The organism is Pseudoflavonifractor sp. MSJ-37, from assembly GCF_018917965.1.
In the GTDB taxonomy this organism is placed as follows: domain Bacteria; phylum Bacillota; class Clostridia; order Oscillospirales; family Oscillospiraceae; genus Pseudoflavonifractor_A.
In genome coordinates this window covers 1-26,453 of record NZ_JAHLPP010000006.1, presented here as the reverse complement: position 1 = coordinate 26,453, position 26,453 = coordinate 1, and the positions used below count along the sequence as shown (strand labels likewise).

At 63.2% G+C, this 26,453-nt stretch carries 21 protein-coding genes and 1 pseudogene; 16 read left to right on the top strand and 6 right to left on the bottom strand.

Features of this window, described 5'->3' with window-relative positions; genetic code table 11:
• Window positions 1-272: 272 nt before the first annotated feature.
• On the top strand, window positions 273-548 hold the full coding sequence (locus tag KQI12_RS10885; RefSeq protein WP_216573309.1) for a DUF2508 family protein: 276 nt from the start codon (window positions 273-275) through the stop codon (window positions 546-548).
• A gap of 30 nt (window positions 549-578) precedes the next feature.
• A complete protein-coding gene (locus KQI12_RS10880) occupies window positions 579-851 on the top strand; it encodes a pro-sigmaK processing inhibitor BofA family protein (RefSeq protein WP_253291039.1) in 273 nt (90 codons plus the stop codon).
• A gap of 67 nt (window positions 852-918) precedes the next feature.
• Here KQI12_RS10880 and KQI12_RS10875 read toward each other — a convergent pair whose 3' ends face one another.
• Both KQI12_RS10875 and nifJ read right to left on the bottom strand, forming a co-directional pair.
• Window positions 919-2,262, bottom strand: a complete 1,344-nt coding sequence (locus tag KQI12_RS10875; protein WP_216573307.1) for a butyryl-CoA:acetate CoA-transferase — start codon at window positions 2,260-2,262, stop codon at window positions 919-921.
• A 156-nt stretch (window positions 2,263-2,418) separates the two neighbouring features.
• Window positions 2,419-6,087 (bottom strand): pyruvate:ferredoxin (flavodoxin) oxidoreductase, encoded by a 3,669-nt coding sequence (gene nifJ, locus KQI12_RS10870; RefSeq protein WP_216573305.1) that lies wholly within the window; start codon window positions 6,085-6,087, stop codon window positions 2,419-2,421.
• A gap of 298 nt (window positions 6,088-6,385) precedes the next feature.
• Here nifJ and KQI12_RS10865 point away from each other — a divergent pair, with 298 nt between their 5' ends.
• The 3 genes from KQI12_RS10865 (at window position 6,386) to KQI12_RS10855 (ending at window position 9,599) form a co-directional block, all read left to right on the top strand.
• Entirely contained in the window at window positions 6,386-7,918 is a 1,533-nt protein-coding gene (locus tag KQI12_RS10865) for a YifB family Mg chelatase-like AAA ATPase (RefSeq protein ID WP_371818024.1), read from the top strand.
• 61 nt (window positions 7,919-7,979) lie between these two features.
• Window positions 7,980-8,882: a tRNA (adenosine(37)-N6)-dimethylallyltransferase MiaA gene (gene miaA, locus KQI12_RS10860; protein ID WP_216573303.1), complete on the top strand. Its 903-nt coding sequence runs from the start codon at window positions 7,980-7,982 to the stop codon at window positions 8,880-8,882.
• 132 nt (window positions 8,883-9,014) lie between these two features.
• Entirely contained in the window at window positions 9,015-9,599 is a 585-nt protein-coding gene (locus tag KQI12_RS10855) for an AAA family ATPase (RefSeq protein ID WP_216573301.1), read from the top strand.
• A 73-nt stretch (window positions 9,600-9,672) separates the two neighbouring features.
• Here the strand turns inward: KQI12_RS10855 and KQI12_RS10850 are convergent, their stop codons facing one another.
• From KQI12_RS10850 to KQI12_RS10840, 3 genes are read right to left on the bottom strand one after another with little or no spacing between them, the layout of a single operon-like run.
• Entirely contained in the window at window positions 9,673-10,137 is a 465-nt protein-coding gene (locus KQI12_RS10850) for a PaaI family thioesterase (protein WP_216573299.1), read from the bottom strand.
• Window positions 10,121-11,047 (bottom strand): SufD family Fe-S cluster assembly protein, encoded by a 927-nt coding sequence (locus KQI12_RS10845; RefSeq protein ID WP_216573498.1) that lies wholly within the window; start codon window positions 11,045-11,047, stop codon window positions 10,121-10,123. The genes KQI12_RS10850 and KQI12_RS10845 overlap by 17 nt, the downstream gene beginning before the upstream one ends.
• A complete protein-coding gene (locus KQI12_RS10840; protein ID WP_216573298.1) occupies window positions 11,047-11,790 on the bottom strand; it encodes an ABC transporter ATP-binding protein in 744 nt (247 codons plus the stop codon). Before KQI12_RS10840 ends, KQI12_RS10845 begins: the two co-directional genes overlap by 1 nt.
• A gap of 165 nt (window positions 11,791-11,955) precedes the next feature.
• On the opposite strand from KQI12_RS10840, the gene KQI12_RS10835 reads away from it, so the two are divergent.
• The 9 genes and pseudogenes from KQI12_RS10835 (at window position 11,956) to KQI12_RS10800 (ending at window position 24,199) form a co-directional block, all read left to right on the top strand.
• Window positions 11,956-12,597 (top strand): ferritin-like domain-containing protein, encoded by a 642-nt coding sequence (locus KQI12_RS10835; protein WP_216573296.1) that lies wholly within the window; start codon window positions 11,956-11,958, stop codon window positions 12,595-12,597.
• A 151-nt stretch (window positions 12,598-12,748) separates the two neighbouring features.
• The gene (locus tag KQI12_RS10830; RefSeq protein WP_253291037.1) at window positions 12,749-13,297 is read left to right on the top strand and encodes an HD family hydrolase; all 549 of its coding nucleotides are present in this window, start codon (window positions 12,749-12,751) and stop codon (window positions 13,295-13,297) included.
• A 451-nt stretch (window positions 13,298-13,748) separates the two neighbouring features.
• A complete protein-coding gene (gene fusA, locus KQI12_RS10825; protein WP_216573292.1) occupies window positions 13,749-15,827 on the top strand; it encodes an elongation factor G in 2,079 nt (692 codons plus the stop codon).
• 201 nt (window positions 15,828-16,028) lie between these two features.
• On the top strand, window positions 16,029-16,247 hold the full coding sequence (locus KQI12_RS10820) for a hypothetical protein (protein WP_216573290.1): 219 nt from the start codon (window positions 16,029-16,031) through the stop codon (window positions 16,245-16,247).
• A gap of 71 nt (window positions 16,248-16,318) precedes the next feature.
• A pseudogene (locus tag KQI12_RS12815) lies at window positions 16,319-17,761 on the top strand (leucine-rich repeat domain-containing protein); the annotation flags it as partial.
• A gap of 708 nt (window positions 17,762-18,469) precedes the next feature.
• Entirely contained in the window at window positions 18,470-19,651 is a 1,182-nt protein-coding gene (locus KQI12_RS12575) for an S-layer homology domain-containing protein (protein ID WP_253291035.1), read from the top strand.
• Between the two features lie 252 nt (window positions 19,652-19,903).
• Window positions 19,904-20,605, top strand: a complete 702-nt coding sequence (locus KQI12_RS10810; protein ID WP_216573496.1) for a response regulator transcription factor — start codon at window positions 19,904-19,906, stop codon at window positions 20,603-20,605.
• Window positions 20,606-20,618: 13 nt separating this feature from the next.
• Window positions 20,619-22,739: a sensor histidine kinase gene (locus tag KQI12_RS12725; protein WP_371818021.1), complete on the top strand. Its 2,121-nt coding sequence runs from the start codon at window positions 20,619-20,621 to the stop codon at window positions 22,737-22,739.
• Entirely contained in the window at window positions 22,736-24,199 is a 1,464-nt protein-coding gene (locus tag KQI12_RS10800; protein WP_216573286.1) for a M20/M25/M40 family metallo-hydrolase, read from the top strand. Before KQI12_RS12725 ends, KQI12_RS10800 begins: the two co-directional genes overlap by 4 nt.
• Before the next feature lie 149 nt (window positions 24,200-24,348).
• On the opposite strand, the gene KQI12_RS10795 is transcribed toward KQI12_RS10800, so the two are convergent.
• On the bottom strand, window positions 24,349-24,909 hold the full coding sequence (locus KQI12_RS10795; RefSeq protein WP_216573285.1) for a manganese efflux pump MntP family protein: 561 nt from the start codon (window positions 24,907-24,909) through the stop codon (window positions 24,349-24,351).
• 241 nt (window positions 24,910-25,150) lie between these two features.
• Here KQI12_RS10795 and KQI12_RS10790 point away from each other — a divergent pair, with 241 nt between their 5' ends.
• Entirely contained in the window at window positions 25,151-26,077 is a 927-nt protein-coding gene (locus KQI12_RS10790) for an AEC family transporter (RefSeq protein WP_253291032.1), read from the top strand.
• A 63-nt stretch (window positions 26,078-26,140) separates the two neighbouring features.
• Window positions 26,141-26,308 carry a hypothetical protein gene (locus tag KQI12_RS10785; protein ID WP_216573282.1) on the top strand — a complete coding sequence of 56 codons (168 nt, stop codon included), beginning with the start codon at window positions 26,141-26,143 and terminating at the stop codon, window positions 26,306-26,308.
• The last annotated feature ends 145 nt before the right edge of the window (window positions 26,309-26,453 follow it).

Below are 26,453 nucleotides of genomic sequence, written 5' to 3'. Positions count from 1 at the left end.
CCCGGGATGCGTCCCGGATACAGATGGCGCGCCGTTCGGCCGGACAGGCCGCCGCTCCTCCCGCCTTTCGCCTGAGGGCACGCGTGCCCGGCACCGGCTTAGAAGGAGATGCGTTTGGGAAGGCGGAGCCTCCACCGCCTGTCCGATGTCAGTATATCCTGCCTGCGGGACCCTATCCGGACCAAAAACTGGTATAGAATGGTCTGGACCGGACAAACTGAGCATACCAGTAGGAGCATGGGATGTCCCGCGGACGGGAAAGGAGCGCGTATATGATCAAGACGGCACAGGAACGGCGGAGGACGGAGGAATGGCAGGTCCTGCTCTCTTCTCTGGAGCGGACCCGGCGGGAGCTGGTCCTGGCCCGGGCGGGGTTCGACGGAGCCAGCGACCCGGAGCTCACGGAGTCCTTCATCTATGAGATGCTGGCCCTTCAGGCCCGGTATGGGTATCTCCTGCGGCAGATCAAGATCCTGGACGGGATGGGACAGCAGACAGACACGGAGGGCCCCTCTCTGGGCCACCTGCCGCAGACGGCCTGTCCCTGAGGCGGGACGAGGATGGATGGGGGTGGATGGATGGAGATGGAACGGCTGGCCCAGGATCTGCCGCTCCTGTTGGGCGCGGCTCTGGCCGGCCTGGTCCTGCTCTGCCTGCGACAGACGGTGGGGCGCTGTATCCGGCTGGCGGGCCGGACCGGGGCCGGACTGGCCTTCCTGGCCCTGTGGGGCCAGATCGGGAGCGCGCTGGGGGCTGGCCTGGGCGTGAATCTGTTCAACGCGCTGGTCTTGGGCATACTGGGGGCCCCGGGCTTCGGCCTGCTGCTCCTGTTGAGCTGGGCGGTCCGGTGAAAAGGGGATAGAGGACTGGCCCGTGATCCATTAGGACCACGGGCCAGTCGTGTTTTTGGGGGGCAGATCAGCGCTTGTTGGAACGGCGCCAGATGTGCATCTGGTCCGCCGCGGTGATGAGCTGGTCCCGGAAGTCGGGATGGGCCACGGAGATGATCTTCTCCGCCTTCTCCCAGGTGGAGGTGCCCTTCAGATCGACCTTGCCATACTCGGTCACCAGCCAGTGGAGGTTGGCCCGGGTGTCGGTGACGATGGAGCCGTTGTCCAGAGTGGGCTTGATCCGGCTCTCCAGCTGGCCGGTCTTTTTGTTCAGGAAGGTGGAGGAACAGCAGATGAAGCTCTTGCCGCCCTTGGAGAGATAGGCGCCCATGACGAAGTCCAGCTGGCCGCCCGCGCCGCTGATGTGCTTGATGCCGGCGCTCTCAGCGTTCACCTGGCCGAAGAGGTCCAGGTCCACCGCGTTGTTGATGGACATGAAGTTGTCCAGCTGGGCGATGACCCGCACGTCATTGGTGTAGTCCACCGGGGCGGCCATGCAGGCCGGGTTGTCATCCAGATAGTCATAGAGCTTCTGGGTGCCGGCGGCGAAGGCGTAGGTCTGGCGGAATCGGTCCAGGTCTTTCCGCGCGCCGGTGAGCTTGCCGGCGGCGGCCATGTCCACGAAGCCGTCCACATACATCTCGGTGTGGACGCCCAGGTCCTTCAGGTCGGACTGGGCGATCAGAGAGCCCACCGCGTTGGGCATCCCGCCGATGCCCAGCTGGAGGCAGGCGCCGTCGGGGATCTCCTCCACGATCAGCTTGGCCACCGCCTGGTCCACATCCGTGGCGGGACCGCCGGCCGGGAGCTGACCGATGGGGGAATCGTGCTCCACGATCATGGAGACCTGGTCCACATGGATGGTGTTCTCCATGCCGCCCAGACAGCGGGGGATGTTGGAGTCCACCTCCACGATGACGATCTCCGCCCGCTCACACACGGCCTGGAGATGGGACGCGCTGGGGCCGAAGGTGAAATAGCCGTGCTTGTCCATGGGAGAGACCCGGAACATGGCCACATGGATCGGGGCCACGTTCTCCCGGTAGAACCGGGGCAGCTCGGAGTAGCGCATGGGGCAGTAGAAGGTGGCGCCGTCGGCGATCATCTTGCGCTCCATGCCGGACATATGCCAGGAGTTCCAGGTGAAATGCTCCGCCACGTCGGGCACCGACATGACGGCGGGCTTATGGAAGAGCACGCCGCCCCGGATCTTCACGTCGTGGAGTTCCTGCCAGCGGGCGGCCAGAGCCTGGTCCAGCGCCTCGGGGGTGATGGTGCACCAGCCGTAATCGATCCAGTCCCCGGACTGGACGACTTTGACCGCCTCTTCGGCGGTGGTCAGCTTACTGAGATACTTCTCTCGATGATCCATGTTCCGAACACCTCGATATTGATATTTTTTTAACGAACTTGTGGGCTCTATTATAGCATTCCCCAAAGCGGGTGGCAAGTAGGGCGGACAGAGAAAATATCGGCAAAAAGTCCCGCCGGACGCGTTCGCGTCCGGCGGGACCGGAGAGAGCGGTACTTACTTGTACAGCTCGGTGAGGCGGGTCAGGTGCTCGTAGCGCGCCTTGGCGGTCTCCTCGTTCTCGGCGAAGAGCTCCTTCGCCAGCTCGGGGAAGGACCGGGTCAGGGAGGAGTAGCGGGCCTCGTTCATCAGGAACTCCTGATAGCCGCCGGCGGGGGCCTTGGAGTCCAGGGTGAAGGGGTTCTTGCCCTCCTTCTTCAGGGCGGGGTTGAAGCGGAACAGGTTCCAGTAGCCGCACTCGACGGCCTTCTTCATCTCGCTCTGGCAGTTGGTCATGCCGCCCTTGATGGAGTGCATCTCACAGGGAGCATAGCCGATGATCAGGGAAGGACCATGGTAGTTCACAGCCTCGTTGATGGCCTTCAGGGTCTGAGCGGGGTTGGCGCCCATAGAGACCTGAGCCACATAGACGTAGCCGTACTGCATGGCGATCTCGGAGAGGCTCTTCTTGGCCACCCGCTTGCCGGCGGCGGCGAACTGCGCCACCTGACCGATGTTGGAGGCCTTGGAAGCCTGTCCGCCGGTGTTGGAGTACACCTCGGTATCGAACACGAAGACGTTCACGTCCTCGCCGGAGGCCAGGACATGGTCCAGTCCGCCGTAGCCGATATCGTAGGCCCAGCCGTCGCCGCCAAAGATCCAGACAGCCTTCTTGGACAGGTAGTCCTTGTGGGCCAGGATCTCGGAGGCCAGCGTGCAGGCGGGGCAGTCGCAGTGGGCGGCGCCCTGAGCCTTCAGCTCCTTGGCATGGGCCGCGACCGCGGCCTGCTGATCGCCGAAGACCTGCTTGCCGGCATCGCTCTCAGCGAAGCTGATCAGATCGTCCACGGGCATGATGGCCTCTTCCAGAGCGGCCACATAGGCCTTGGTGGCCTCGGCGTTGGCCTCGGCATCCTCCAGAGTGTCCAGCCACTTCTGGCCGGCCACGCGGGCGGGCTCATAGACATGGCCGGAGAGCAGCTCCTTGGTCTTGGCGACCAGGCTCTCACGGATGGCCTTCTGGCCCATCAGGATGCCCAGACCGTGCTCGGCGTTGTCCTCGAACAGGGAGTTGGCCCAAGCGGGACCATGGCCGTCCTTGTTGACGGTGTAGGGAGAGGTAGCGGCGGGACCGCCCCAGATGGAGGAACAGCCGGTGGCGTTGGAGACATACATCCGCTCGCCGCAGACCTGAGTGACCAGGCGGGCATAGGCGGTCTCAGCACAGCCGGCGCAGGAGCCGGAGAACTCCAGCAGAGGCTGCTTGAACTGGCTGTCCTTCACGGAGCCGGTGCCCTCCATGTCGGCCTTGGGGGCCACATCGGCCACCATGTAGTCGAACACGGCCTGCTGCGCGGCCTCCTGCTCCTGAGGCACCATGGTGAGGGCCTTCACGGGGCAGACCTTGGCGCAGACGCCGCAGCCCATGCAGTCCAGAGGAGACACAGCGATGGTGAACTTGTAGGTGCCCTTGCCCTTGCCGGCCTTGATCTCCACGGCCTTGGTGGCGGCGGGAGCCTTGGCGGCCTCGTCCGCGGTCAGGGCGAAGGGACGGATGGTGGCGTGGGGGCAGACATAGGAACACTGGTTGCACTGGATGCACTTGGTCTCATCCCAGGCGGGGACGGACACGGCGACGCCGCGCTTCTCATAGGCGGAGGCGCCCTGCTGGAAGGTGCCGTCCACATACTCCTCGAAGGCGGAGACGGGCAGGCTGTCGCCCTCCATGCGGTCGATGGGCTCCAGCAGATCCTGGACCATCTTCACAGTGGCGGGCCGGCCGGCCAGGGTCTTCTCAGCCTTCTGATCCTCGGCGGTAGCCCAAGAGGCGGGCACGTCGAACTTCTTGAAGGCGGTGGCACCGGCGTCGATGGCCTTGTGGTTCATATCCACCACGTCCTGGCCCTTCTTCAGGTAGGAGTGGGTGGCGGCGTCCTTCATATACTGGATGGCCTCGGCCTCGGGCATGATCTTGGCCAGAGCGAAGAAGGCGGACTGCAGGATGGTGTTGGTGCGCTTGCCCATGCCGATCTTGGCGGCCAGGTCGATGGCGTCGATGGTGTACACCTGCACGTTGTGGGCGGCGATATAGCGCTTGGCCACGGCGGGCATGTGCTTGTCCAGCTCCTCAGGAGTCCACTGGCAGTTGATCAGGAAGGTGCCGCCGTCCTTCACGTCCCGGACCATGGGATAGCCCTTGACGATATAGGAGGGGTTATGGCAGGCCACGAAGTCGGCTTTGTTGATATAGTAGGGGCTGCGGATGGCCTTGTCGCCGAAGCGCAGGTGGGACACCGTCACGCCGCCGGTCTTCTTGGAGTCATACTGGAAGTAGGCCTGCACGTACTTGTCGGTGTGGTCGCCGATGATCTTGATGGAGTTCTTGTTGGCGCCGACGGTGCCGTCGCCGCCCAGGCCCCAGAACTTGCACTCGATGGTGCCCTCCGCGGCGGTGTTGGGGCAGTCGTGCTCGGGCAGGGACATGTTGGTCACATCGTCCACGATGCCGATGGTGAACTGACGCTTGGGAGCGGCCTTCTCCAGCTCCTCATAGACAGCGAACACGCTGCTGGGAGGAGTATCCTTGGAGCCCAGGCCGTAGCGGCCGCCGATGATGGTCTTGTCGGTGATGCCGGCGTTGGCCAGAGCGGTGACCACATCCAGGTACAGAGGCTCGCCCTGCGCGCCGGGCTCCTTGGTCCGGTCCAGGACGGCGATCTTCTTGGCGGTGGCGGGGATGGCCTCAATCAGCTTGTCGGGGCAGAAGGGGCGGTACAGACGGACCTTCACCAGACCCACCTTCTCGCCGTGGGTGTTCAGGTAGTCGATGACTTCCTCAGCCACGTCGCAGATGGAGCCCATGGCGATGATGACGCGGTCCGCGTCCGCGGCGCCATAGTAGTTGAACAGCTTGTAGTCGGTGCCCAGCTTGGCGTTGACCTTGGCCATATACTCCTCGACGATGCCGGGGACGGCCTCATAGTACTTGTTGCTGGCCTCACGATGCTGGAAGAACACGTCGCCGTTCTCATGGGAGCCGCGCATGATGGGATGCTCGGGGTTCAGGGCGCGCTTGCGGAACGCCTCGACCGCGTCCATATCCACCATTTCCTTCAGGTCGTCGTAATCCCAGATCGCGACCTTCTGGATCTCATGGGAGGTGCGGAAGCCGTCGAAGAAGTTGATGAAGGGGACGCGGCCCTTGATGGCGGCCAGATGAGCCACGGCGGACAGGTCCATGACCTCCTGCACGTTGCCCTCGGCCAGCATGGCGAAGCCGGTCTGGCGGCAGGCCATGACGTCGGAGTGATCGCCGAAGATGTTCAGGGCGTGGCTGGCCACGGTACGGGCAGACACGTGGAACACGGCGGGCAACAGCTCGCCGGCGATCTTGTACATATTGGGGATCATCAGCAGAAGGCCCTGAGACGCGGTATAAGTGGTGGTCAGGGCGCCGGCGGCCAGAGAGCCATGCACGGTGCCGGACGCGCCAGCCTCAGACTCCATCTCGATGACCTTCACAGTCGTGCCGAAGATGTTCTTGCGGCCGGCCGCGGCCCACTGATCGACATTGTCGGCCATGGGGCTGGAGGGAGTGATGGGGTAGATGCCTGCGACCTCGGTGAAGGCGTAGGACACATGGGCGGCAGCAGTGTTGCCGTCCATCGTTTTCAGCTTACGAGCCATAAACGGGTTCCTCCTTAGAAGTTTTCCTTTCAGCAGCGCCCTTATTCTATCACCAACGTTTCTGTTTGTAAATCGCTGCGGGGGAAGAAAATCAAAAGGATCTGTAAAATTTCCTGCGAAAATCATGCCAACTGCCGGTTTAGATCGTTGAACTCATCATACTGATTGCAAAAAATGGACAGATGGGCTATGATAAGCTATGATGACAGCAGCGTTATTTGATGTTAGCGTATGTTAACTGCGTGCTACCGATCAGTATAGAGGAGTTTTGATGGGACTGGCGGGAGCCGGCGGAAGGATGGTGGAGGGTTTGTTCTGCAAGGTGCGTTCCCTGGGCCTCCAGGGGGTCAACGGATATGAGGTGCTGGCCGAGTGCGATCTCTCCAACGGGCTCCCGGCCTTCGACGTGGTGGGCCTGCCGGACACGGCGGTGAAGGAGGCCCGGGATCGGGTGCGTTCCGCCGCCCGGAACTGCGGCTTCCGTTTCCCGGCGGCCCGGATCACGGTGAACCTGGCCCCGGCAGACCGGCGCAAGGCGGGCACGGTCTACGACCTGCCCATGCTGGTGGGCATCCTGGCGGCCGGGGGCCAGCTCCCGCCGCCGGAGGAGGACGCCGCCTTCGTGGGCGAGCTGTCTCTGGACGGCTCTCTGCGGCCAGTGACCGGGATGCTGCCCATGGCGCTGGCCGCCAGACGGGCGGGCATCCGCACCCTGTATGTCCCGGCGGACTCCGCCGCCGAGGCGACTCTGGCCGGAGACCTGACGGTCTGCCCGGTGGAGAGCGTGGAGGAGCTGGTGGCCCACCTGAGGGGGAAGCGGCGGATCGGGCCGGCCGAGGTGTGGCGGCCGACCGCAGAGCCCGAAGCGGGTCTGGACTTCGCCGACGTGAAGGGCCAGGATCAGGTGAAGCGGGCCCTGGAGATCGCGGCGGCGGGAGGCCACAACCTGGCCATGATCGGCCCTCCGGGGTCCGGCAAGTCCATGCTGGCCAAGCGGCTCCCCTCCATCCTGCCCGCCCTCAGCGAGCGGGAGGCGCTGGAGGCCACCGAGATCCACTCGGTCATGGGCCTCACCTCCCGGGAGAAGCCGATGGTGGTCCAGCGGCCGTTCCGGGCGCCCCATCACAGCATCTCGGCCACCGGCATGGCCGGCGGGGGCTCGCCGATCCCCAAGCCCGGCGAGATCTCTCTGGCCCATAACGGCGTCCTCTTCCTGGACGAGCTGCCGGAGTTCCACAAGGATGTGCTGGAATCCCTCCGCCAGCCGCTGGAGGAGGGGAAGGTCCAGATCTCCCGGGCGGCGGCCAGCGAGGTGTTCCCCAGCCGGTTCATGCTGATCTGTGCCATGAACCCCTGCAAATGCGGCTGGTATGGCCATCCCTCCGGTCGGTGCCGCTGTTCCGAGACGGAGGTCAGGAAGTATCTGGGCAAGCTGTCCGGCCCTCTGCTGGACCGGATCGACCTCTATGTAGAGGTGCCGGCCCTGGACTTCGAAGAGCTGTCCCGAAAGCCGAAGGCCGAGTCCTCCGCCGCCATCCGGGCGCGGGTGGAGCGGGCCAGGCAGGTCCAGGCCGTCCGCTTCGGCAGGGAGGGTCCCGACTGCAACGCCCACATGGGCCCCCGGGACCTACAGGAGCACTGCCCGCTGGACGAGGCCTGCCGGACGGTGATGAAAGGGGCCTTCGAGCGGATGGGCCTCACCGCCCGGAGCTATGACCGGATCCTCCGGGTGGCCCGGACGATCGCGGACCTGGACGGCGCGGAGCAGATCGGGGTCCCCCATCTAGCCGAGGCGATCCAGTACCGGGAGAGCGGCTATTTCCGGAGATGAGGGACGCGTCTCCGGATCGTTTTTCCACTATGAACGAGCACACCAAGAGAGGATGTTGGATATGGCGCTGCCGAAACTGATCGTGGTACTGGGCACCACCGCCTGTGGGAAGAGCGGGCTGGGCGTGGAGTTGGCCCGGGCCCTGGGAGGCGAGATCGTCTCCGCCGACTCCCGGCAGGTCTACCGGGGCCTGGATCTGGGCACCGGAAAGATCACCGAGGAGGAGATGAAGGGGGTCCCCCACCATCTGCTGGACGTGGTGAGCCCAAACCAGGGCTACTCCGCCGCGGAGTTCCAGCGGGACGCCTACGCCGCCATCGACGATATCCTGAGCCGGGGCCGGGTCCCCATCCTGGTGGGCGGCACAGGGCTGTATGTCCGGGCCGTGACGGAGGGCTTCACCTTCACGGACAGCAAGCCGGACCCGGTCCTTCGGGCGGAGCTGGAGCAAAAGACCGCCCCGGAGCTCTATGCCATGTTCCGGGCGGAGACCGGCCGCACCCTCTCCGATGGAGAGGAGAACAACAAGCAGCGGCTGGTGCGGACGCTGGAGAAGCTCCGCTCCGGGGAGGGCCTGGACGCCCCTGCCTCTCAGCCTAGGTATGACTGCCTCCTGCTGGGGGTGGACTATCCCAGAGAGACCGTATGCCGCCGGATCGACGAGCGGCTCCAAAAGCGGCTGGACCAGGGCATGATCGAAGAGGTGGCACGCCTCCGGGCGGAGGGGGCCGCGGACGCCTTCCTGGACGCTCTTGGCCTGGAGTACCGGTATATCCTGCGCTACCTCACCGGGGCGATCCCCAGCCGTGAGGCCCTGTTCGACGAGCTGGGGCGGGCCATCAAGCGCTTTGCCAAGCGGCAGGTCCTTTGGTTCCGGCGGGACAAGGGCGTGCTCTGGCTGGACATGGAGGGGGACCCTGTGGGGCAGGCGCTTCGGGCTTCGGAGGAGTTTCTGGCCCGGTGAACGCTTGCGTTCCGCCGGGAGGTATGTTAGAATACGAAGCAAGGGGTGCGGGACCGTCACCGGGCATCTGCGCCCCTTTTCCTCCGTCCGGCTGAGTCGGAGCGGGAAACATCGCAAAGGAGGTACGGCGGAATGGGCTTTCGTATCGTCACCATCAATCGGGAATTCGGCAGCGGCGGACGGACCATCGGCAAGGAGGTGGCCCAGCGCATGGGCGTGACCTGCTATGACGAGGAACTGGTCAACCAGATCGCCAAGGAGAGCGGGATGTCCAAGGACTTCATCAAGAACTCCAGCGAGGAGGCCAGCGCCAACACCAGCTTCCTCTTCGCCCTGAACAACTGGGCCAACAGCGCCCTCACCGACCAGATCTATATCACCCAGCGGAAGATCATCCAGGGACTGGCGGAGAAGGGGCCCTGCGTCATCGTGGGCCGGTGCGCCGACTTTTTCCTGCGGGAGCGGGATGACTGCCTGAACGTGTTCATCCATGCGGACATGGCCTTCAAGAAAGACCGGATCGTCCGGCTGTACGGCGAGAAGGACGATACCCCCGAGAAGCGCATCACGGAGAAGGACAAGCGCCGGATCGCCTACTATAAGTACTACACCGACCGGACCTGGGGCATGGCGGAGAACTACCACCTCTGTCTGGACAGCGGCGTGCTGGGCATCGAGCGCTGTGTGGATACGATCCTGTCTTTCGTTGAGCATTGAATCAGGAAATATGAAATGAGCGGGCCCCTCCCGGATGGGAGCGGGTCCGCTCGTTTTCCTTATATCGGGACGGTCAGGCGTCCCCTTGCGCCTCCTGATGGGCCCTGGCCTGATCCAGGAGCTCCTGGAAGTTGGGCAGAGGCTTGTCGGTCAGGAAGAAGCTGAAGGTGCCGACGGCGATTAGGGCGCCGTCGTCATTGGTCAGCTCTGCCCGGTAGAGGGTGATGGTCCGGCCGATCTTCTGGGGGATGGCCCGGCAGCGGACCTTCTTGGTGCCGACGGCGGGACGGAGATAGTCCATCCGGCAGTCCATGGTCACGCCCACCCGGCCCCGGGTGGCCACGGCCGTGCCCGTCACTGAGTCGGCCAGGGTGGCCAGACAGCCGCCGTGGACCATGCCCATGGGATTGAGATGCGTCTCGCAGACGGTGATCTCGCCCTCCGCATAGTCCTGCTCGATCTTCGTCATGACGATGCCGTTGTGCTCGCCGAAGCGGTTGCACTTGGCCCGCGCTTCCAGATTACTGTAGGAATCCATCCAGGATCTTCTCCTCTGCTTCTTGCTCCGTCAGGCCCAGGGTCATCAGCTTCAGGAGCTGGTCTCCGGCGATGCGGCCGATGGCCGCCTCGTGGATCAGCTGGGCATCCACATGATGCGCCACGATGGCCGGGATGGAGGAGACCTGAGCCTCCCCCATGATGATGGAGTCGCACTGGACATGGCCGAAGCACTTGTTGTTGCCGGTCATCTTGGGATAAAAGACCTGCTTGGACCGGTCCTGGGCCACAGAACGGGAGATGACCCGGCCGCTGGAGCCCTCGCCGTCCAGGATGATCTCCATATCGGACTCGGCGGTCTGGTCCCCGTGGGTCAGGAGCCGCTCCGTGACCACCGCCTCGGCGTTTTTGCCGGCGGTGATGATGGTCTCCCGCTTGGTGGAGTCCACGCCCCGGATCTGGGTGGTCTCCATCTGGATGGAGGCTCCCTCCTCCAGATACACCACGGTCTTGGGGTTGAAGATCCGCTTGCCGTCGGCGTTGGCATCGCCCTCGCCGTAGTGGCGCTCCACATAGCGGACCTTGGAGTTCCGGCCGATATAGAAGGTGTGGATGCCGTCGTGCTGTGCGGTCTCACAGCCGGTGTTGTGGATGCCGCAGCCGGCCACGATGTCCACATCGCAGTCCTCGCCGATGAAGAAATCATTGTACACCAGCTCGGAGAAGCCGGTGGCGTGGATGATCACGGGGATATGCACGGACTCGTGCTTCGTGCCGGGCTTGACCCGGATCTCGATGCCGGACTTGCCGTCCGTCTTGCCGGTGATCTCGATATTGGCCGTGGAGGCCCGGGAGTCGCTCTGGCCGTTGAGCCGGATGTTGTAGGCCCCCAGAGGGGTCTTTTCCAGGTCGGCGATCTCCTTCAGGAGCTTCCAGTCTGTCTTGTCCATCATGCCTTGTCCACCTCCTGGCTGAGATAGGTGCATCCGGTGGAGGTGCGCTCCAGGATGAGGGGGAAGATCTCATCCTTGGGACCGTGTCTGGCCACTTTTCCGTCCTCGATGAGGACGATCTCGTCGGCCAGGTCGATGATCCGCTCCTGATGGGAGATGATCATGAGGGTGGCCTTCCGCTTGGCGTGGATGGCGCGGAAGGTCTCCGTCAGCTTGGCGAAGGACCAGAGATCGATGCCGGCCTCCGGCTCGTCGAAGATCATGAGGCCGCTGTTCCGAGCCAGGATCGTGGCGATCTCGATGCGCTTGACCTCGCCGCCGGAGAGGGAGGCATCCACCTCACGGTCGATATAGTCGTGGGCACACAGGCCCACCTTGGTCAAATACTGACAGGCATCCTCCGTGGCCAGGTCCTCCCGGCCGGCGGCCAGACACAGCAGATCCCGGACCTTCAGACCCTTGAAGCGGGGCGGCTGCTGGAAGCCGTAGCTGATGCCCTGGCGGGCGCGCTCGGTGATGCTCATATGGGTGACGTCGGTGCCGTTCCAGAGGATCTGGCCGCTGGTCGGCGTGACCAGGCCCATGACGGCCTTGGCCAGTGTGGTCTTGCCGCCCCCGTTGGGGCCGGTGACGACGACCAGGCTGCCGTCTCCGATCGTCAGGGACACGTCGTTGAGGATCCCCAGCGTCGTGCCGCCCTCTTCGGGCACCTGGTATCTCAGGCTTCTGATCTCCAGCATGATGAAAATGCTCCTTCGTAACGTTTCTCGGACCAGTATCATATCACCTTTTTCGCCACAATACAAGAATTATCCCTATAAATGCCCGGAGAATAGGGGATATCTGGGACGCATGGCGGGGAGCGGACATAGGATGGAGGGAAGCATGAACGAGGAGGGATCATGATGCCGAACCAGATCCAGGGGACCGCGCCGGACCGGGAGACCTTTGCCCGGGTATGGAGCCGGGTCATGCCGGAGCCGCGGCCGGACTGCCCCATCGAGGCGGAGCCGGCCGCCGTACCGCCGGTGCCGGTGCCCGCCATCTCCCCGCCGCCGTCGGCAGGACGGGAGACACCGCGCGCGGATCCCGGGCCGGCGTGCCGCCGGGACCGGCCCGCCGGGGAGGGGCTCCCCCTGAGTGAGGGCTCTGCCGCCTGGCTGGGAGAGCTCCAGGGCATGGTCGAGCGGGCGGTGGCCGGATGGAAGGAGTACCGGAGCCTGTCCCGGCGGGCTCCGGGCGGCGGGAGCCGGGCTCTGGGGGCCCTGGCGGCTGAGGAACACCGGCAGGGGAAGCGTCTGGCCGCCGTCTGCTTCCTGATCGGCGGGGCGTGGTACTGGCCGGAGGAGCGGATCCAGCCCGCCCTCCGGGGGGCCTTCCCCCTGTGTCTGCGGGAACGGTTCCGGGAGGAACAGCGGAGCGCCCGGCGGCTGCTGGCCATGGCGGAGGAGATGGAGGATCCAGCCCTCCGGGCCCTCTGCCGGGAGCTGGCCGCCGGAGAGCTCCGCCACGCGGCCGTCCTGCGGCGGCTGGTGGAGGAGCTGTGAGAGAAGGGTGCCCGGAACGGCGGGGATTTATTCCGGGAAAGCGGAGCGCATACAGGCCCCCGGCCGGCGCCTTTACGCGGAGGGGCCATCTGTGTTACGATAAGAAAAACCGATGATCGGAGCGTGAGCGATCGTGATGGACGCGAGGACGATGATGGAATTCCTCCATATGCTGGAGAAGATGAAGTGCAACACCCGCCACTCCTGGACCTCCAATGGGCGGCAGGAGTCCGTGGCCGACCACTCCTGGCGGCTGGCCGTGATGGCCCTCCTCCTGAGGGAGTCCTTCCCGGGGGCGGATATGGACCGGGTGATCCGGATGTGCCTGATCCACGACTGGGGCGAGGCCGTCACCGGAGATATCCCCGCCTTCCAGAAGAACGACGGCCACCGGGCGGTGGAAGCGCGGGCGGTGGAGGGGCTCCTGTCCCGACTGCCGGAGACGGAGCGGGGGGAACTGACCGCCCTCTTCGCCGAGATGGAGGCGCTGGAGAGCCGGGAGGCCAGGATCTACAAGGCGCTGGACCGGCTGGAGGCCGTGATCCAGCACAACGAGGCGCCGCTGGAGAGCTGGCTCCCGCTGGAGCGGGAGCTGAACCGGACCTACGGCGTGGGGGAGTGCTCCCGCGAGCCCCTCCTGCGGGAGCTGCGGGATCTGGCGCTGGAGGAGACCGAGGAGAAGCTGGAAGGGACAGACTGAGACCGAAAGGTCCGCCGGAGGTGGATCCGGCGGGCCTTTCAGCGTGTCGAACCAGTTCGACACGCTTCTCAGAAATGCAAGCATTTCTTCGATGGGATGCAGTCCGCCGCGCACACTCGCTATGCTCGCACACTAGCGGCCTGAGAAGAGTTTTTTCTGAGGCGCATGTCCTCAGAAAAAACACCTTACATTTGATCCCGCCACCTGCGGGTGACGGAACTCTGTGAGGCTTTTGCATCGTTCAACGTGAGAAATGACTTTTTTGACAGACCGAAAGGTCCGCCGGAGATGGATCCGGCGGGCCTTTGCCATATCTTTCTAATGGATTTGCAGATCCGTCTAAAAAACGGGTTGCCATATCATGGTTTTTGAGTTATAATGACCAACGTAGTCGTGATGTTCCATCGGACCCACGGCTGCTCCGATCATTTAACGCAAGGAGAGGAACCTTATGAGCTATTCCGCGCAAAATATCCGCAACATCTGTCTCCTGGGCCATGGCTCCAGCGGCAAGACCACTTTGGCTGAAAATATGCTGTTCCTGACCGGCGGCACCATCCGGATGGGTTCTACCGCCGATGGCAATACCGTTTCCGATTTCGATCCCGAGGAGATCCGCCGCAAGGTCTCTATCTCCACCGCGATCGCTCCTGTGGAATATAAGGGCTCCAAGATCAATGTCCTGGACGCTCCGGGCTATTTCGACTTCGCCGGCGAGGTCATCGAGGCGCTGAGCGTCTCCGGCGCCGCCGTGATCGTCACCCCCGCCAAGGCCGGCAGCATCAGCGTCGGCACGGAAAAGGCGTGGAACTACTGCGAGGAGCGGAAGATGCCCCGCATCTTCTACATCTCCAAGACCGACGAGGACAACTCCGACTATAACGCCGCCTTCGCCGCCCTGCGGGAGCGGTTCGGCAAGAACGTGGCCCCGGTGGTCGCCCCCATCTGGGACGCGGACAAGAAGGTCATCGGCATCATCGACGTGCTCCATAAGCGCGCCTATGAGATGCAGAACGGCAGACGCGCGGAGATCGAGGTCCCCGAGGACAAGCTCCCCGTGCTGGACGAGCTTTACGACGCCCTGAAGGAGTCCGTGGCCGAGACCAGCGAGGAGTTCATGGAGCGCTACTTCAACGGCGAGGACTTCTCCTATGCCGAGATGGTCCAGGGCCTGCGCCAGGGCGTGCGGGACCTGTCCCTGATCCCCTGCTGCTGCGGCTCCGCCGAGGAGGGCCTGGGCACCCTGATGCTGCTGGACACCATCATCGACCTGGTGCCCGATCCTCTGGAGGGCACGCCCGAGCTGGTGGAGAACGCCGACGGCGAGTTGGAGGAGTACGTCCTCTCCGACCGCGCCTATCCCTGCGCCTTCGTGTTCAAGACCATCTCCGACCAGTACGGTAAATACTCCTATGTGAAGGTCCTGTCCGGCAGCCTGACCCCGGATATGTCTCTGGTGGACGCCCGCACCGGCGAGACCGTGAAGATCGGCCGCCTGTATACCATGAAGGGCAAGAAGGCGGAGGAGGTCCGGGAGCTGGTCTGCGGCGACATCGGTGCGATCTCCAAGATGGACGCCCTCAAGACCGGCGACACCATCTGCGATCCCCGCAAGGTCATCAAGTTCCCCGCTTTGCCCTTCCCGGAGCCCTGCTACTCTGTGGCCATCGCCCCCAAGACCCGGGGCCAGGAGGACAAGATCGCCGCCGGCCTCACCCGGCTGAGCGAGGAGGATCCCACCTTCTACTGGAGCAATAACGCCGAGACCCGCCAGATGGTGGTCTCCGGCACCGGCGATATGCAGATGGACGTGCTGGTCTCCAAGCTGAAGAGCCGCTTCAGCGTGGACGCGGAGCTCTCCGTGCCCCGTGTGGCCTACCGGGAGAAGATCCGCAAGAAGGTGGAGGTCCAGGGCCGCCATAAGAAGCAGTCCGGCGGCCACGGCCAGTTCGGCGACGTCAAGATCCGCTTCGAGCCCGGCGAGAACGAGGAGCTGGAATTCTGCGAGGAGGTCTTCGGCGGCGCGGTGCCCAAGAACTACTTCCCCGCCGTGGAGAAGGGCCTGCGCGAGGCGGTCCAGCACGGCGTGCTGGCGGGCTATCCCGTGGTGAACCTGAAGGCCACCCTGTACGATGGCTCCTATCACCCGGTGGACTCCTCCGAGATGGCCTTCAAGACCGCCGCTCAGCTGGCCTACAAGGCCGGACTGCCCGACGCCGACCCGACCATCCTGGAGCCCATCGGCGAGCTGAAGGTCACCATCCCCGACAGCTATATGGGCGACGTGATCGGCGACCTGAACAAGCGCCGGGGCCGCGTCCTCGGCATGGATCCCGACGGGAAGGGCAACCAGGTCGTCTCCGCGGAGGTCCCCATGGCTGAGATGATGACGTACGCCATCGACCTGCGGTCCATGACCCAGGGCCGCGGCGCCTTCACCTTCCACTTCGTCCGCTACGAGGTGGCGCCTCCCGTGGCCCAGCAGAAGGCCATCGAGGCCGCCAAGGCGATCCAGGAGCTGGACAACTGATATAGATAAGAACGACGCGGCCCCCGGCAATATGCCGGGGGCCGCCAGCGTGTCGGACCAGTTCGACACGCTTCTCAGCACTGCTATTCAGGCCCGAAATACGACAGTTCGGGCACAGATGGTTGCGACGGAATGGAAAATATGATATACTTTTATCGTAGAAAAACGATAGATCTTGACGCGGAAAGGAGCGGGTGGAACATGAAAAAGACCTTGACAGCCCCCGCCCCTGCCCGTATGCTTGAGCAGAGCAGAGCAGAGCAGAGCAGAGCAGAGCAGAGCAGAGCAGAGCAGAGCAGAGCAGAGCAGAGCAGAGCAGAGCAGAGCAGAGCAGATAAAACTCTGTCCTTTTGCACTGCCCACAGCCTCTTTTATCCGAAATACGCAGACGCTTTCGAGCATGGAGAAACCATGTCTTGAAGGCGTCTTTTCGTTTGTGTTCCTCCCGCGGAGGCGGGTACAACATAAATAACTATTAGGAGGTAAAAGAGATGAAACGGCGAATTCTTGCAATATTGTTGTCACTGACGATGATGTTCACGCTGGCTCCGGCAGCGTTGGCAGAAGATGGCGGGAGCGGAACAGCTGTGATGGACGGCAACTGCGGTGCAGAAGGGGCGGACGTCCAATGGAGTTTCGATAGCAGTACCGGCACGCTGAAGATCTTCGGCACGGGTGCGATGGCGGATTTTGGGAACTTTGAGGACTCGAGTGGAAGCTATGTAAATAAAGCAGAATATGACAGGTCTCCTCTGTATGATAGTAGGAATTTGATTTATTATGCCGGGACAAAAACCTATGTATCCAACACGCCTTGGAAGGACCTGGGTACAGCGGTGAAAAGTGTTGTCATATCTGAAGGAGTGACTAATGTCGGTACAAGGGCGTTCCGCCTTCCGTGCGTTGAGAGCATTACCATTGCACATTCGGTAACGAGCATTGGCGCCATGGCTTTTGACAGTGAGCCGGAACTGACAACAGTGAATTGGGAGGGCGACTGGTCTCTGGCAGGCCATGCAGCGATGAAGTTTGACGGCTTTGGCAGCTGCAATAAGTTAGGAGAAGGTCAAGAGTTTTCGGACTGGCTGCCGGATTGCTTCACTTCGATGAACGGGCAGACGATCAACGGTTCTGCATTTTCAATCGATTTTGATAAGCTGAACGCACAGCTGACAAACCAGACTGATGGCTATGGCAATTCTGCATTCCAGAATATGCCCAATTTGACGACCGCTACACTGAATAGTCGCTTTGGAACGAATGCATTTAGCGGGTCAGGTATCAAAACGCTGACGCTCTCTTCTGATTTGACCGGCATCCCGGCATATACCTGTGAAAATTGCGCATCGCTGACTTCTGTTGTGATTCCGAGTAGTATCACATCCGTTGGTGATGCGGCGTTTAGAAATTCCGGTTTAACGAGCCTTACATTTGAGGGGGACCGTGCAATCGCATTTGGAAACCGATCCTTTGTGAAGAACGATGCTAGCCCTAAACTCACCGACCTCAAGCTGTCAGAAAATATGAGCATAAGCGATGGCAATGCGATCGTCAGCTATTTGAAAAACGCTGGTGCAGTAATAGATGAAACAACGATCGACCCCTCCAAATTTGCCAATGTGCTTACTACAAAATTGACCGTTGATGGTTCTTTGGGAACAGAAATTACGCGAAAGAATTATCCGAATGTAGCAGAGCTTACAATTAAAGGCGACAGCTATGCTTCTGCTGATTCTGCTTTCTCTGTCGCTTTGGGTGGGACGGGCAAGCTGAAAACACTTGAAATCGATGTCACTGGGATCGCAACCATAAATAAAACCGCCTTTATACGAGAATCTCTGGAATCTGTAAAAATTTCCGCAAAAAATTTGATGCTGACAGGCGATGCTGCATTCTACAACAATTCAGCATTGTCTCGTATTGACTTGACCGGTGTGCGGACGATCACAGTAGACGGAGCGACCCGTACATTTAGTATTGACGGTAACAGTACTACGAGTGATCTTGATCGTTATGTCTATTTGAACGATGTAGCGTGCTGCCAAGCACTTCAGAATCTTTTGGCGGTTGAGCGTAACAAAGGAACCAGCACCTGCTTGATCACCAACGGGGGGACTGTAACAGGGGACGATGGTACATTCAGCGCTGTAACGAAGCCGGGCTACATCGCCACATGGTATGTGTATGACCAAAATAAACCTGACAATCATGGCACTCAAGTCACAAAGGATACACCCACAAGGGGAACTGCCTATATTGTTGAATGGAAGCTGGATTCCGCAAACTATGCAGAGGTCACTTATCAGGACGGCTATACAGATGGTAGCAGGGTAAAAGAGACAGTTGCGAAATCCGGTGGGACTCTGGCCGGAGAAAACATTTTCATCCGTGCCGGTTATACCCTGACTGGCTGGAAGGTTAAGGACGGTGATACGATTTATGGCCCTGGTACGACCGTCGACCTAAGTGGAGACATGACGCTTATCGCCCAGTGGACATTAAATAAGCCTACCATTTCCGGTACAGCAACGGCAGTCTACGGTAATACGGTCACTTTGACTGCCAGCAGCACTGCGGCAAGCAATGCTTCCTATCGGTGGTACAAGGATGGTGCGGCGATTGCCGATAAGACCAACAGTCGCTTGACGCTGACTGATGTTGCCGACAGCGGCGCTTATACCGTGGAAATCACCGTTGACAATGATACCGCAACAAGTGAGTCGACAACTGTGACCATCACCAAGGCCACCCCCACCGTCAAGATCTCCGCAGACCAGACCTCTCTCACCGGCTCCGGCACCGTGGAGCTGACCGTCATCTCCAATGGCGTTCCCACTGAGGGCGAAATTGCAGTGACCTGCGACAACGGCATCACCGTGACCGCGAACAAGGACGGTCCATTCTCCGCGGCACTCCCCAACGAGACCAAGACCTATACCTTTACGGCCAGCTACGCGGGCGATGATAACCACAAAGAGGCTGCCGATACCTGCAAGGTGTCCGTGACCCGGCGGTCCTCCGACGGCGGCTCCAGCTCCTCCGGCTCCAGCTCCTCCGGCAACGAGGTCTCCGTGCCCAGCAAGGCGAGCAACGGCGCCGTGACCGTCAGCCCGAAGAACGCCAGCAAGGGCGACCGCGTGACGATCACCGTCAAGCCCGACAGCGGCTATCAGCTCAAGGACCTGACCGTCACCGACAAGGACGGCAACAAGATCGCCCTGACCGACAAGGGCGATGGCAAGTACACCTTCACCATGCCCGCCGGCAAGGTGGACGTGAAGGCGGCCTTCGCCGAGGCGGCCAAGGCTCCGGACTTCACCGATGTGGCGGAGGGCCAGTGGTACGCCAAGGCCGTGGACTATGTCGCCGATAAGGGCATCATGTCCGGTATCGGCGGCCAGAAGTTCGGCCCCGACGGGAAGCTGACCCGTGCCATGCTCATGACCATGCTGGCCCGTCTGGACGGCGCGGACACCACCGGCGGCTCCACCTGGTATGAGCAGGGCCGCGCGTGGGCCATGGAGAAGGGCGTGTCCGACGGCACCGACCCCGAGGGCGTCATCACCCGGGAACAGCTCGTGGTGATGCTGTACCGCTACGCCCAACTCAAGGGCATCGACGTGAGCGTGGGCGAGGACACCGACATCCTCCGCTATGCGGACGCCCAGAGCGTCAGCGGCTGGGCCATGTCCGCCATGCGATGGGCCTGCGGCGCGGGCGTCATCAAGGGCACCAGCGACGTGACCCTCTCCCCCCACGGCAGCGCCAGCCGCGCCGAAGTGGCCGCTATGTTTATGAATTATTTGGAAAACGTGGCGAAGTGAATGACACCTTGAGGGAAAACGAGCGCCCCCGGCCGCAAGGCCGGGGGCGCGTTCCCGTTCATGGGCGGGGACGCGGAGACGCTCCGTCAGAGAGGCCTCCCAAACGGATTTGCTTTTTAGACGCCGGTGGGAGTAAAATATTCCCGAGCGCCTTGGATATGGGGCTTTCGGAAATCTTAATGAGGACCTCCCATCGTCTTAAAAAAGATAGGATAAGATGGGAGGAGACGATAGAGAGAAAGGATGAACGCTGTGTACAACATCCTGGTCTGCGACGATGACAGGGACATCGTATCGGCGCTGGAGATCTACCTGACCAGCGAGGGCTACGGGGTGTTCCGGGCCTATGACGGGCTGGAGGCGCTGGACGCCGTGAAGGAGCACGAGATCCACCTGATCCTCATGGACGTGATGATGCCGGGACTGGACGGGATCCGGACCACCGCCCGGCTCCGGGAGACCACCAATATCCCCATCATCCTCCTGACGGCCAAGAGCGAGGACACCGATAAGATCCTGGGCCTGAACATCGGGGCCGACGACTATGTGACCAAGCCCTTCAACCCGGTGGAGGTCCTGGCCCGGGTGAAGAGCCAGCTCCGGCGGTACACCACCCTGGGCGGCCGGAGCCGGCCGGCGGGGGAGGACAGCGCCGTTTTCACCAACGGCGGCATCACCATCGACGATGGGGCCAAGACCGTCACGGTGGACGGGGAGAAGGTGGCCCTGACGCCGATCGAGTACAACATCCTGCTCCTGCTGCTGAAGCATCCGGGGCGGGTGTTCTCCACCGGACAGATCTATGAACGGGTGTGGAACGACCCGTCTCTGGGATCGGAGAACACGGTGGCCGTGCATATCCGCCATCTGCGGGAGAAGATCGAGATCCAGCCGGCGGACCCCCGCTATATCAAAGTGGTGTGGGGCCTGGGCTATAAGATGGAGAAGATGTGAGGAGGGATCGGCGGTGACGGAGGGACGGCCCAAAGCGTTCCGGCGGCTGGCCGCGGCGGTCTGGGTGGTGTGCGCGGCGGCGGCCTTCTGGTCCAGCGTCCTGCTGGCCTCCCACTGGGATGACCTGTGGTCCGGGGGAGACTTCTACCAGAGCGGGAGCCTCTATCGGGCGGAGATCGACTACGGCGGCATGGTGACGGCGGCCATGGACCTGTCCCTCCGGGAGAGCTGGGGGGAGGAGCTGGACTATCTGGACCGGCTCCGGCTGGACCGGCTGACGGAGGCCCTCCGGCCGGAGAACACCAACTACCGGGTCCAGGTGCGGCTGGACGACGGGACCTTGCTGTACAGCAGTCTGGCGGAGGGAGAGGCCATGTCGGACCTGAAGGACCGGCAGACCGCCCGCACCGGCATCTCCGCCGGAGATGAGCTCCACGACCGGGACTGGGTGGAATGGGACGAGGAGGGGGACGTCCCGCTCCTCCGGGTCTGGACCGACCAGAACACCTGCGTGACCTTCGACCCACGGAGCGCGGCCGACACGGCCGCCGCCCAGCCGTACGGCTACCGCTGCGCGGATGGGAGCGGGGAGTGGCAGTATGACGAAGCGCTGGATGGGCGCCTCCACGCGGCGGCGGTGGTGATCGAGAGCGGCGTCACGGCTCCGCTCACGGTCCAGGATGGGATCTGGGAGGCTGAGCTGGACTATCAGACGTTCCAGCGGTGGCTGGGACCGGTGACGGTGCTCTGGGTCCTGTCCCTGTCGGCGGCGCTGGCCCTGCTGGCGCGGCTGTGCCGGTCGGATCTGACCGGACCGGTGCGGCTTTGCTGGTGGGACCGGATCCCCTATGAGCTGACGGCGGGGGCGGCGGCCCTCCTGCTGGGGGCCTTGGTGAGCGCCGGGGATCCGGTGGCGTCCAGCATCGAACGGTATGGACTGACGGTCCGGAACATAGTGGGCATGGGCGCGCTGTCCGCGGCGGGAGCGGCGGGAGCGCTGGTCCTGCTGGGGACGACCCTGCGGCAGATCCGGAGCCGCCGCATCCCCCAAAAGACCCTGTGCGGGCGGCTCTATGCCTGGGTCCGCCGGACGGTCCGGCGGGCGGCGGACCTCTGGCCCATGTCCCGGCGGACGGTGTGGCTCTTCCTGCTGTATCTGCTGGGGACGGTGCTGACCGGGCTGACGGTGGTGCTGATCCCGGTCTATCAGGGCGTGGCGCTTTGGGCCATCTGCCGGTGGGTGGAGCAGTGGCGGACCATCCGGACCGCCGCCGGGGAGATCCTGGGCGGAAAGCCGGAGACCAGGATCGACACGGCCCATATGTACCGGGACCTGCGGGAGCACGCGGAACAGCTCAACGATCTGGGCTCCTCCATCTCCGCGGCGGTGGAGGAGCGGCTCCGGAGCGAGCGCTTCCGGGCGGAGCTGATCACCAACGTGTCCCACGACCTCAAGACGCCACTCACCTCCATCATCAACTACGTGGACCTGCTGAAAAAGACGGATATCCGGGACCCGGCGGCGCTGGAGTATGTGGCGGTGCTGGAGCGGAAGAGCCAGCGGCTCAAGAAGCTGACGGAGGATCTGGTGGAGGCGTCCAAGGCCTCCACAGGGACTCTGCCGGTGGAGCTGGTCCGGCTGGACCTGGGACAGCTGGTCCGGCAGGCGCTGGGGGAGTACGAGGAGAAGTTCCGGCAGGCGGAGCTGACGCCGGTGCTGGAGCTGGACGAGACCGGTCCGGAGGTGCTGGCCGACGGGCGGCACCTGTGGCGGGTGGTGGACAACCTGCTGGGCAACTGCTGCAAATACGCCATGAGCGGGACACGGGTCTATCTGGAGACGGCCCTCCGGGGGGACATGGCGGAGCTGACCGTGAAGAACATCTCCCGGGCGGCGCTGAACGTACCGCCGGAGCGGCTCATGGAGCGCTTCGTCCGGGGAGACACGGCCCGGACCACCGAGGGCTCCGGGCTGGGCCTGTCCATCGCCCAGAGCCTGACAGAGCTCCAGGGCGGGACCTTCCGGCTGGAGATCGACGGGGACCTGTTCAAGGCGGAGGTGGGCATCCCACTGGCCCCGGCGGAGCCTGAGCGAGATACCGAGAGCGAAGAGAGGACGGAGGATCTGACATGACGCGAGCGGGAACAGAAGTGGAGCGGAACGAGATCGTGGGGGCGGTCCTGGAGGAGTTCAGGGGCCTGAGCGCCATGCCGCACGGCTCCGGGAACGAGAGAGCCGCCGGGGCGTATCTCATGGAGCGGCTCCGGAGGCTGGCCCTCGCCCCGGTGATGGACGGGGCGGGGAACGTGATGGCGGACGTGCCCGCCAGTCCGGGACATGAGGATCGGCCCCTGCTGATCCTCCAGGGGCATATGGACATGGTGTGCGCCGTGCGGCCGGACAGCGGCTTCGACCCGAAGCGGGACGCGCCCCATGTGCGTGTAGACGGCGGGCTCCTCCACACGGACGGGACTTCTTCACTGGGGGCGGACAACGATCTGGGGAACGCGGTGGTGCTGGCCCTGCTGGAGCGGGGCGCCGTCCACGGCCCCCTCCGCATCCTGTTCACCACCGGTGAGGAGGTGGGCCTCAAGGGCGCCCATCAGGTGGATCCCGCCTGGCTGTCGGGGGCCTGGGGCCTGCTGAACACCGACGGCTTCCATCTGGGACGGGCCATCGTGGGCTCCGCCGGGGGACGGCGGGAGACCTATGCCAGACCGCTGGAGCGGGTCCCGGCCCGGGGGACCATGGGGTGGAGGATCTCCATCACCGGCGGCACCGGCGGGCATTCCGGCGATGACATCCACAAGGGACGGCTCAACGCTGTCCGGGCGCTGGCGGGCTTTTTGTGGAAGCTATGGCGGGAGCTGCCCTTCCAGATCGGGGACCTGGCCGGCGGCACCGCCCACAACGCGATCGCCGCCGGGGCCTCCTGCCGGCTGGTGACGGGGGACGAGGGCGCGGCGGTCCTGCCGGGGGCCGTGGAGGCCCTCCGGACAGAGCTGGTGGGACGCTATGGGGAGACGGACCCTCACGCCAGGGTGGAGCTGGAGCCGGTCCCTCTGCCGGAGACCGTGTGGGCGCAGGAGGCGGCCCGGGACACCTGTGCCCTGTTGACGACCCTGTTCCACGGGGTCTATGAGGCCCATCCCCGCTTCCCGGACGTGGTGGGAGCGTCCTCCAACGTGGCGAAGGTATGGGAGCGGGAGGGACAGGTGGAGGTGCTGGCCTTCACCCGCTGTGCCACCTATGGGGAGGAGAAGGCCCTCTTTGCCCAGCACGACGGAGCGGCGGCCGACCGGGGCTTCCGGCTGGCGAAGGAGGAGCGCTATCCCAGCTGGCCCGGGGACCCGGACAGCCGCCTGGCGGCCCTGCTGGCGGAGGGCTTCCGGGAGACGTCCGACCGGACGGTGGACGTGACCGCCGTCCATGTGGGACTGGAGCTGTCCGTCCTGGGGGCGAAAGCGCCGGGGATGGTGATGCTCAGCACCGGCCCGGAGATCTTGGACGCCCATTCTGTGGATGAGCGGGCCCCGCTGGAGGGCCTGCCGGACTACGCGGCGGCACTGGCCTATGTACTGGAACGGGTGTGAGCGGATGAGATATCAGCGGCGGTCCATTCTCCGGCATCGCCTGCCTTTATGCTTGATGAGGGCCGCGCTGACGGTCTTGGACTGAAATAAAGACGGAGGTCAGGGCCCCGGCTCTGACCTCCGTATCCTATCCGGCGTGAGATATCGGTTCACAGGATGACCTCCCACAGACCAAGCAGGAGCAGGAGCAGGCCGGAGAGCGGGAGGGCCAGACGGTCGGACAGACGGCCGGCGGCCCGGCGGCCCAGCCGTTCCCCCAGCGGCAGGACGGTCAGCGTCACCAGAAACGTGCCCACAGTCGCCAGCGGCAGGGAAAGCCCGGCGGCTCCGGCGGCGACGCCCGCTCCCGCATTGTTCACGGCCAGGGCGGCGGCCAGGCCGATCCAGTCCCGGAGGGCAGGACCGGGAGGCTGGTCCTCCCCGGCGGTCTCCTGCCCCTGGAGGGCGTCCAGAAGGGTCCAGAGCCCGATGCCGATGAGGACCAGCCCGCCCAGTGCCTCTGTGGTCCTGACGGGCAGGACGGTGGAGAAGGCAGAGCCGAGCAGAAGAGAGAGGGCGGTCACTGCGGTGGTCTCGACGGCCAGGACCAGCGCGTGGAGGAGCGAGATCTGCAGGCCGCGTCCTCCGCAGACGACGGCCAGCAGGAGGGTATCCAGATTGCAGGCCAGGGCGAAGCAGAGCGCCGCGGCCATCGAGGAGCAGAGTTCCATAGGGGGCCTCCTTCCGGCCCATCCTATGGGGAACGACAGCGTGGGGTGCGGCGCGTCTTGTCGTACACCGCGGATGAGAGCAGACATCTTATCGTTGTTGGCTTGAAAATGCGGAAAAACGGGCGTTATTTTGGATGAGATCATCATTTACAGCCTGATTTTGCCGCTCTATAATAGGGCTAGTCGTGACTTGGAATCGAAAATCATCGAAATGGAGTGATCCGGTTTGGCTTCCCTATTCATGAACCTGTTCATCGTCACTGGACAGGTCGGGACCCTTTTCCTGCTGATGAGCATCGGCTTCGTACTGGCGAAGCTGGGCAAACTGACGCAAGAGGCGTTGCCTCAGCTCTCGTTCCTGCTCTTGTATGTGGTCACTCCCTGCATCATCATCGACTCCCTGCAGGTGGAGTTCGACCCGGCCCTCTTCCATGACCTGGCGGCGTCTTTCTTCCTAGTCCTGCTGAGCTTCGCAGTCTGCGCGGTGGTCTGTCTGGCCTTCTTCCGAAAAGAAAACAAGGATACCCGGGACACCATGCGCTTCGCCGTCATCTTCGGCAACACAGGGTTCATGGGCTTCCCGCTGATGAGCGCCATCTTGGGCGAGGACAGCCTGATCTACTCCATGCCTGTGTTCGTGGCGTTCAATCTGGGCGTGTGGACCTACGGTGTGTATCTGATGGGCGGGAAGGAGAACTTCTCCATCAAAAAGGTCCTCCTGAGCCCGCCGATCCTGGGCATCCTCGTGGCTCTGCCCATGTTCTTCCTGGGGATCCGGCTACCCTCCGCCATCGGCAGCACCATCGGCTTCGTGGCGGATCTGAACACCCCGCTGGCCATGATCGTGATCGGCGCCCAGATGGCCGCCGCCGATATCCCGGCCACCTTCCGCAACACCCGGCTCTACACGACAGCGGTGCTGAAGCTGATCTTCCTGCCGGCACTCACGGTGGTGATGCTCCTGCCTCTGGGGCTGAACCCCATCAGCTTCGTGGCGGTGGTGATCCTGGCCGGCGTGCCGACTGCCGGCGTGACAGCCATGTTCGCCGAACAGTTCGACAGAGACAAGGAGGGCTCGGCCCAGGTCGTCACGCTGTCCACCCTCATCTCGATCGTCACCCTGCCTGTGGTGGCGGTCATCGCCGAACAGCTCGGCGGCCTTGCATGATGGGATAGAAGATATGCCCCCGGTACGGGTCCCAGAAGAGGGATCGGTGCCGGGGGTTTTTGTATGGAACTGGTGGAAAAGGAAAAACTTCTAAGAAAGTCGAAAAAGGAGTTGACAAATGGGCTTGGGCTTGGTATCATAGTCGAGCGCCTTGCGAGAGGGGCACTTTTGGAAGCCGAAAGCTTCGGGGGAGACCGGGCGGAAGCCGGACGGACCCGCGGGGCTGGATGAAGAAAGTGCTTGACAAACGTGAGAGTGCGTGGTAAACTGAATGAGTTCGCTCGAACAGAGCAGACCACTTCAAAAAGGACGGAGTTTTGAGGTACGAAGGCGGAAAGCCTTGAAAAACCTCGAAAAAAGTTCTTGACAGGCTCGA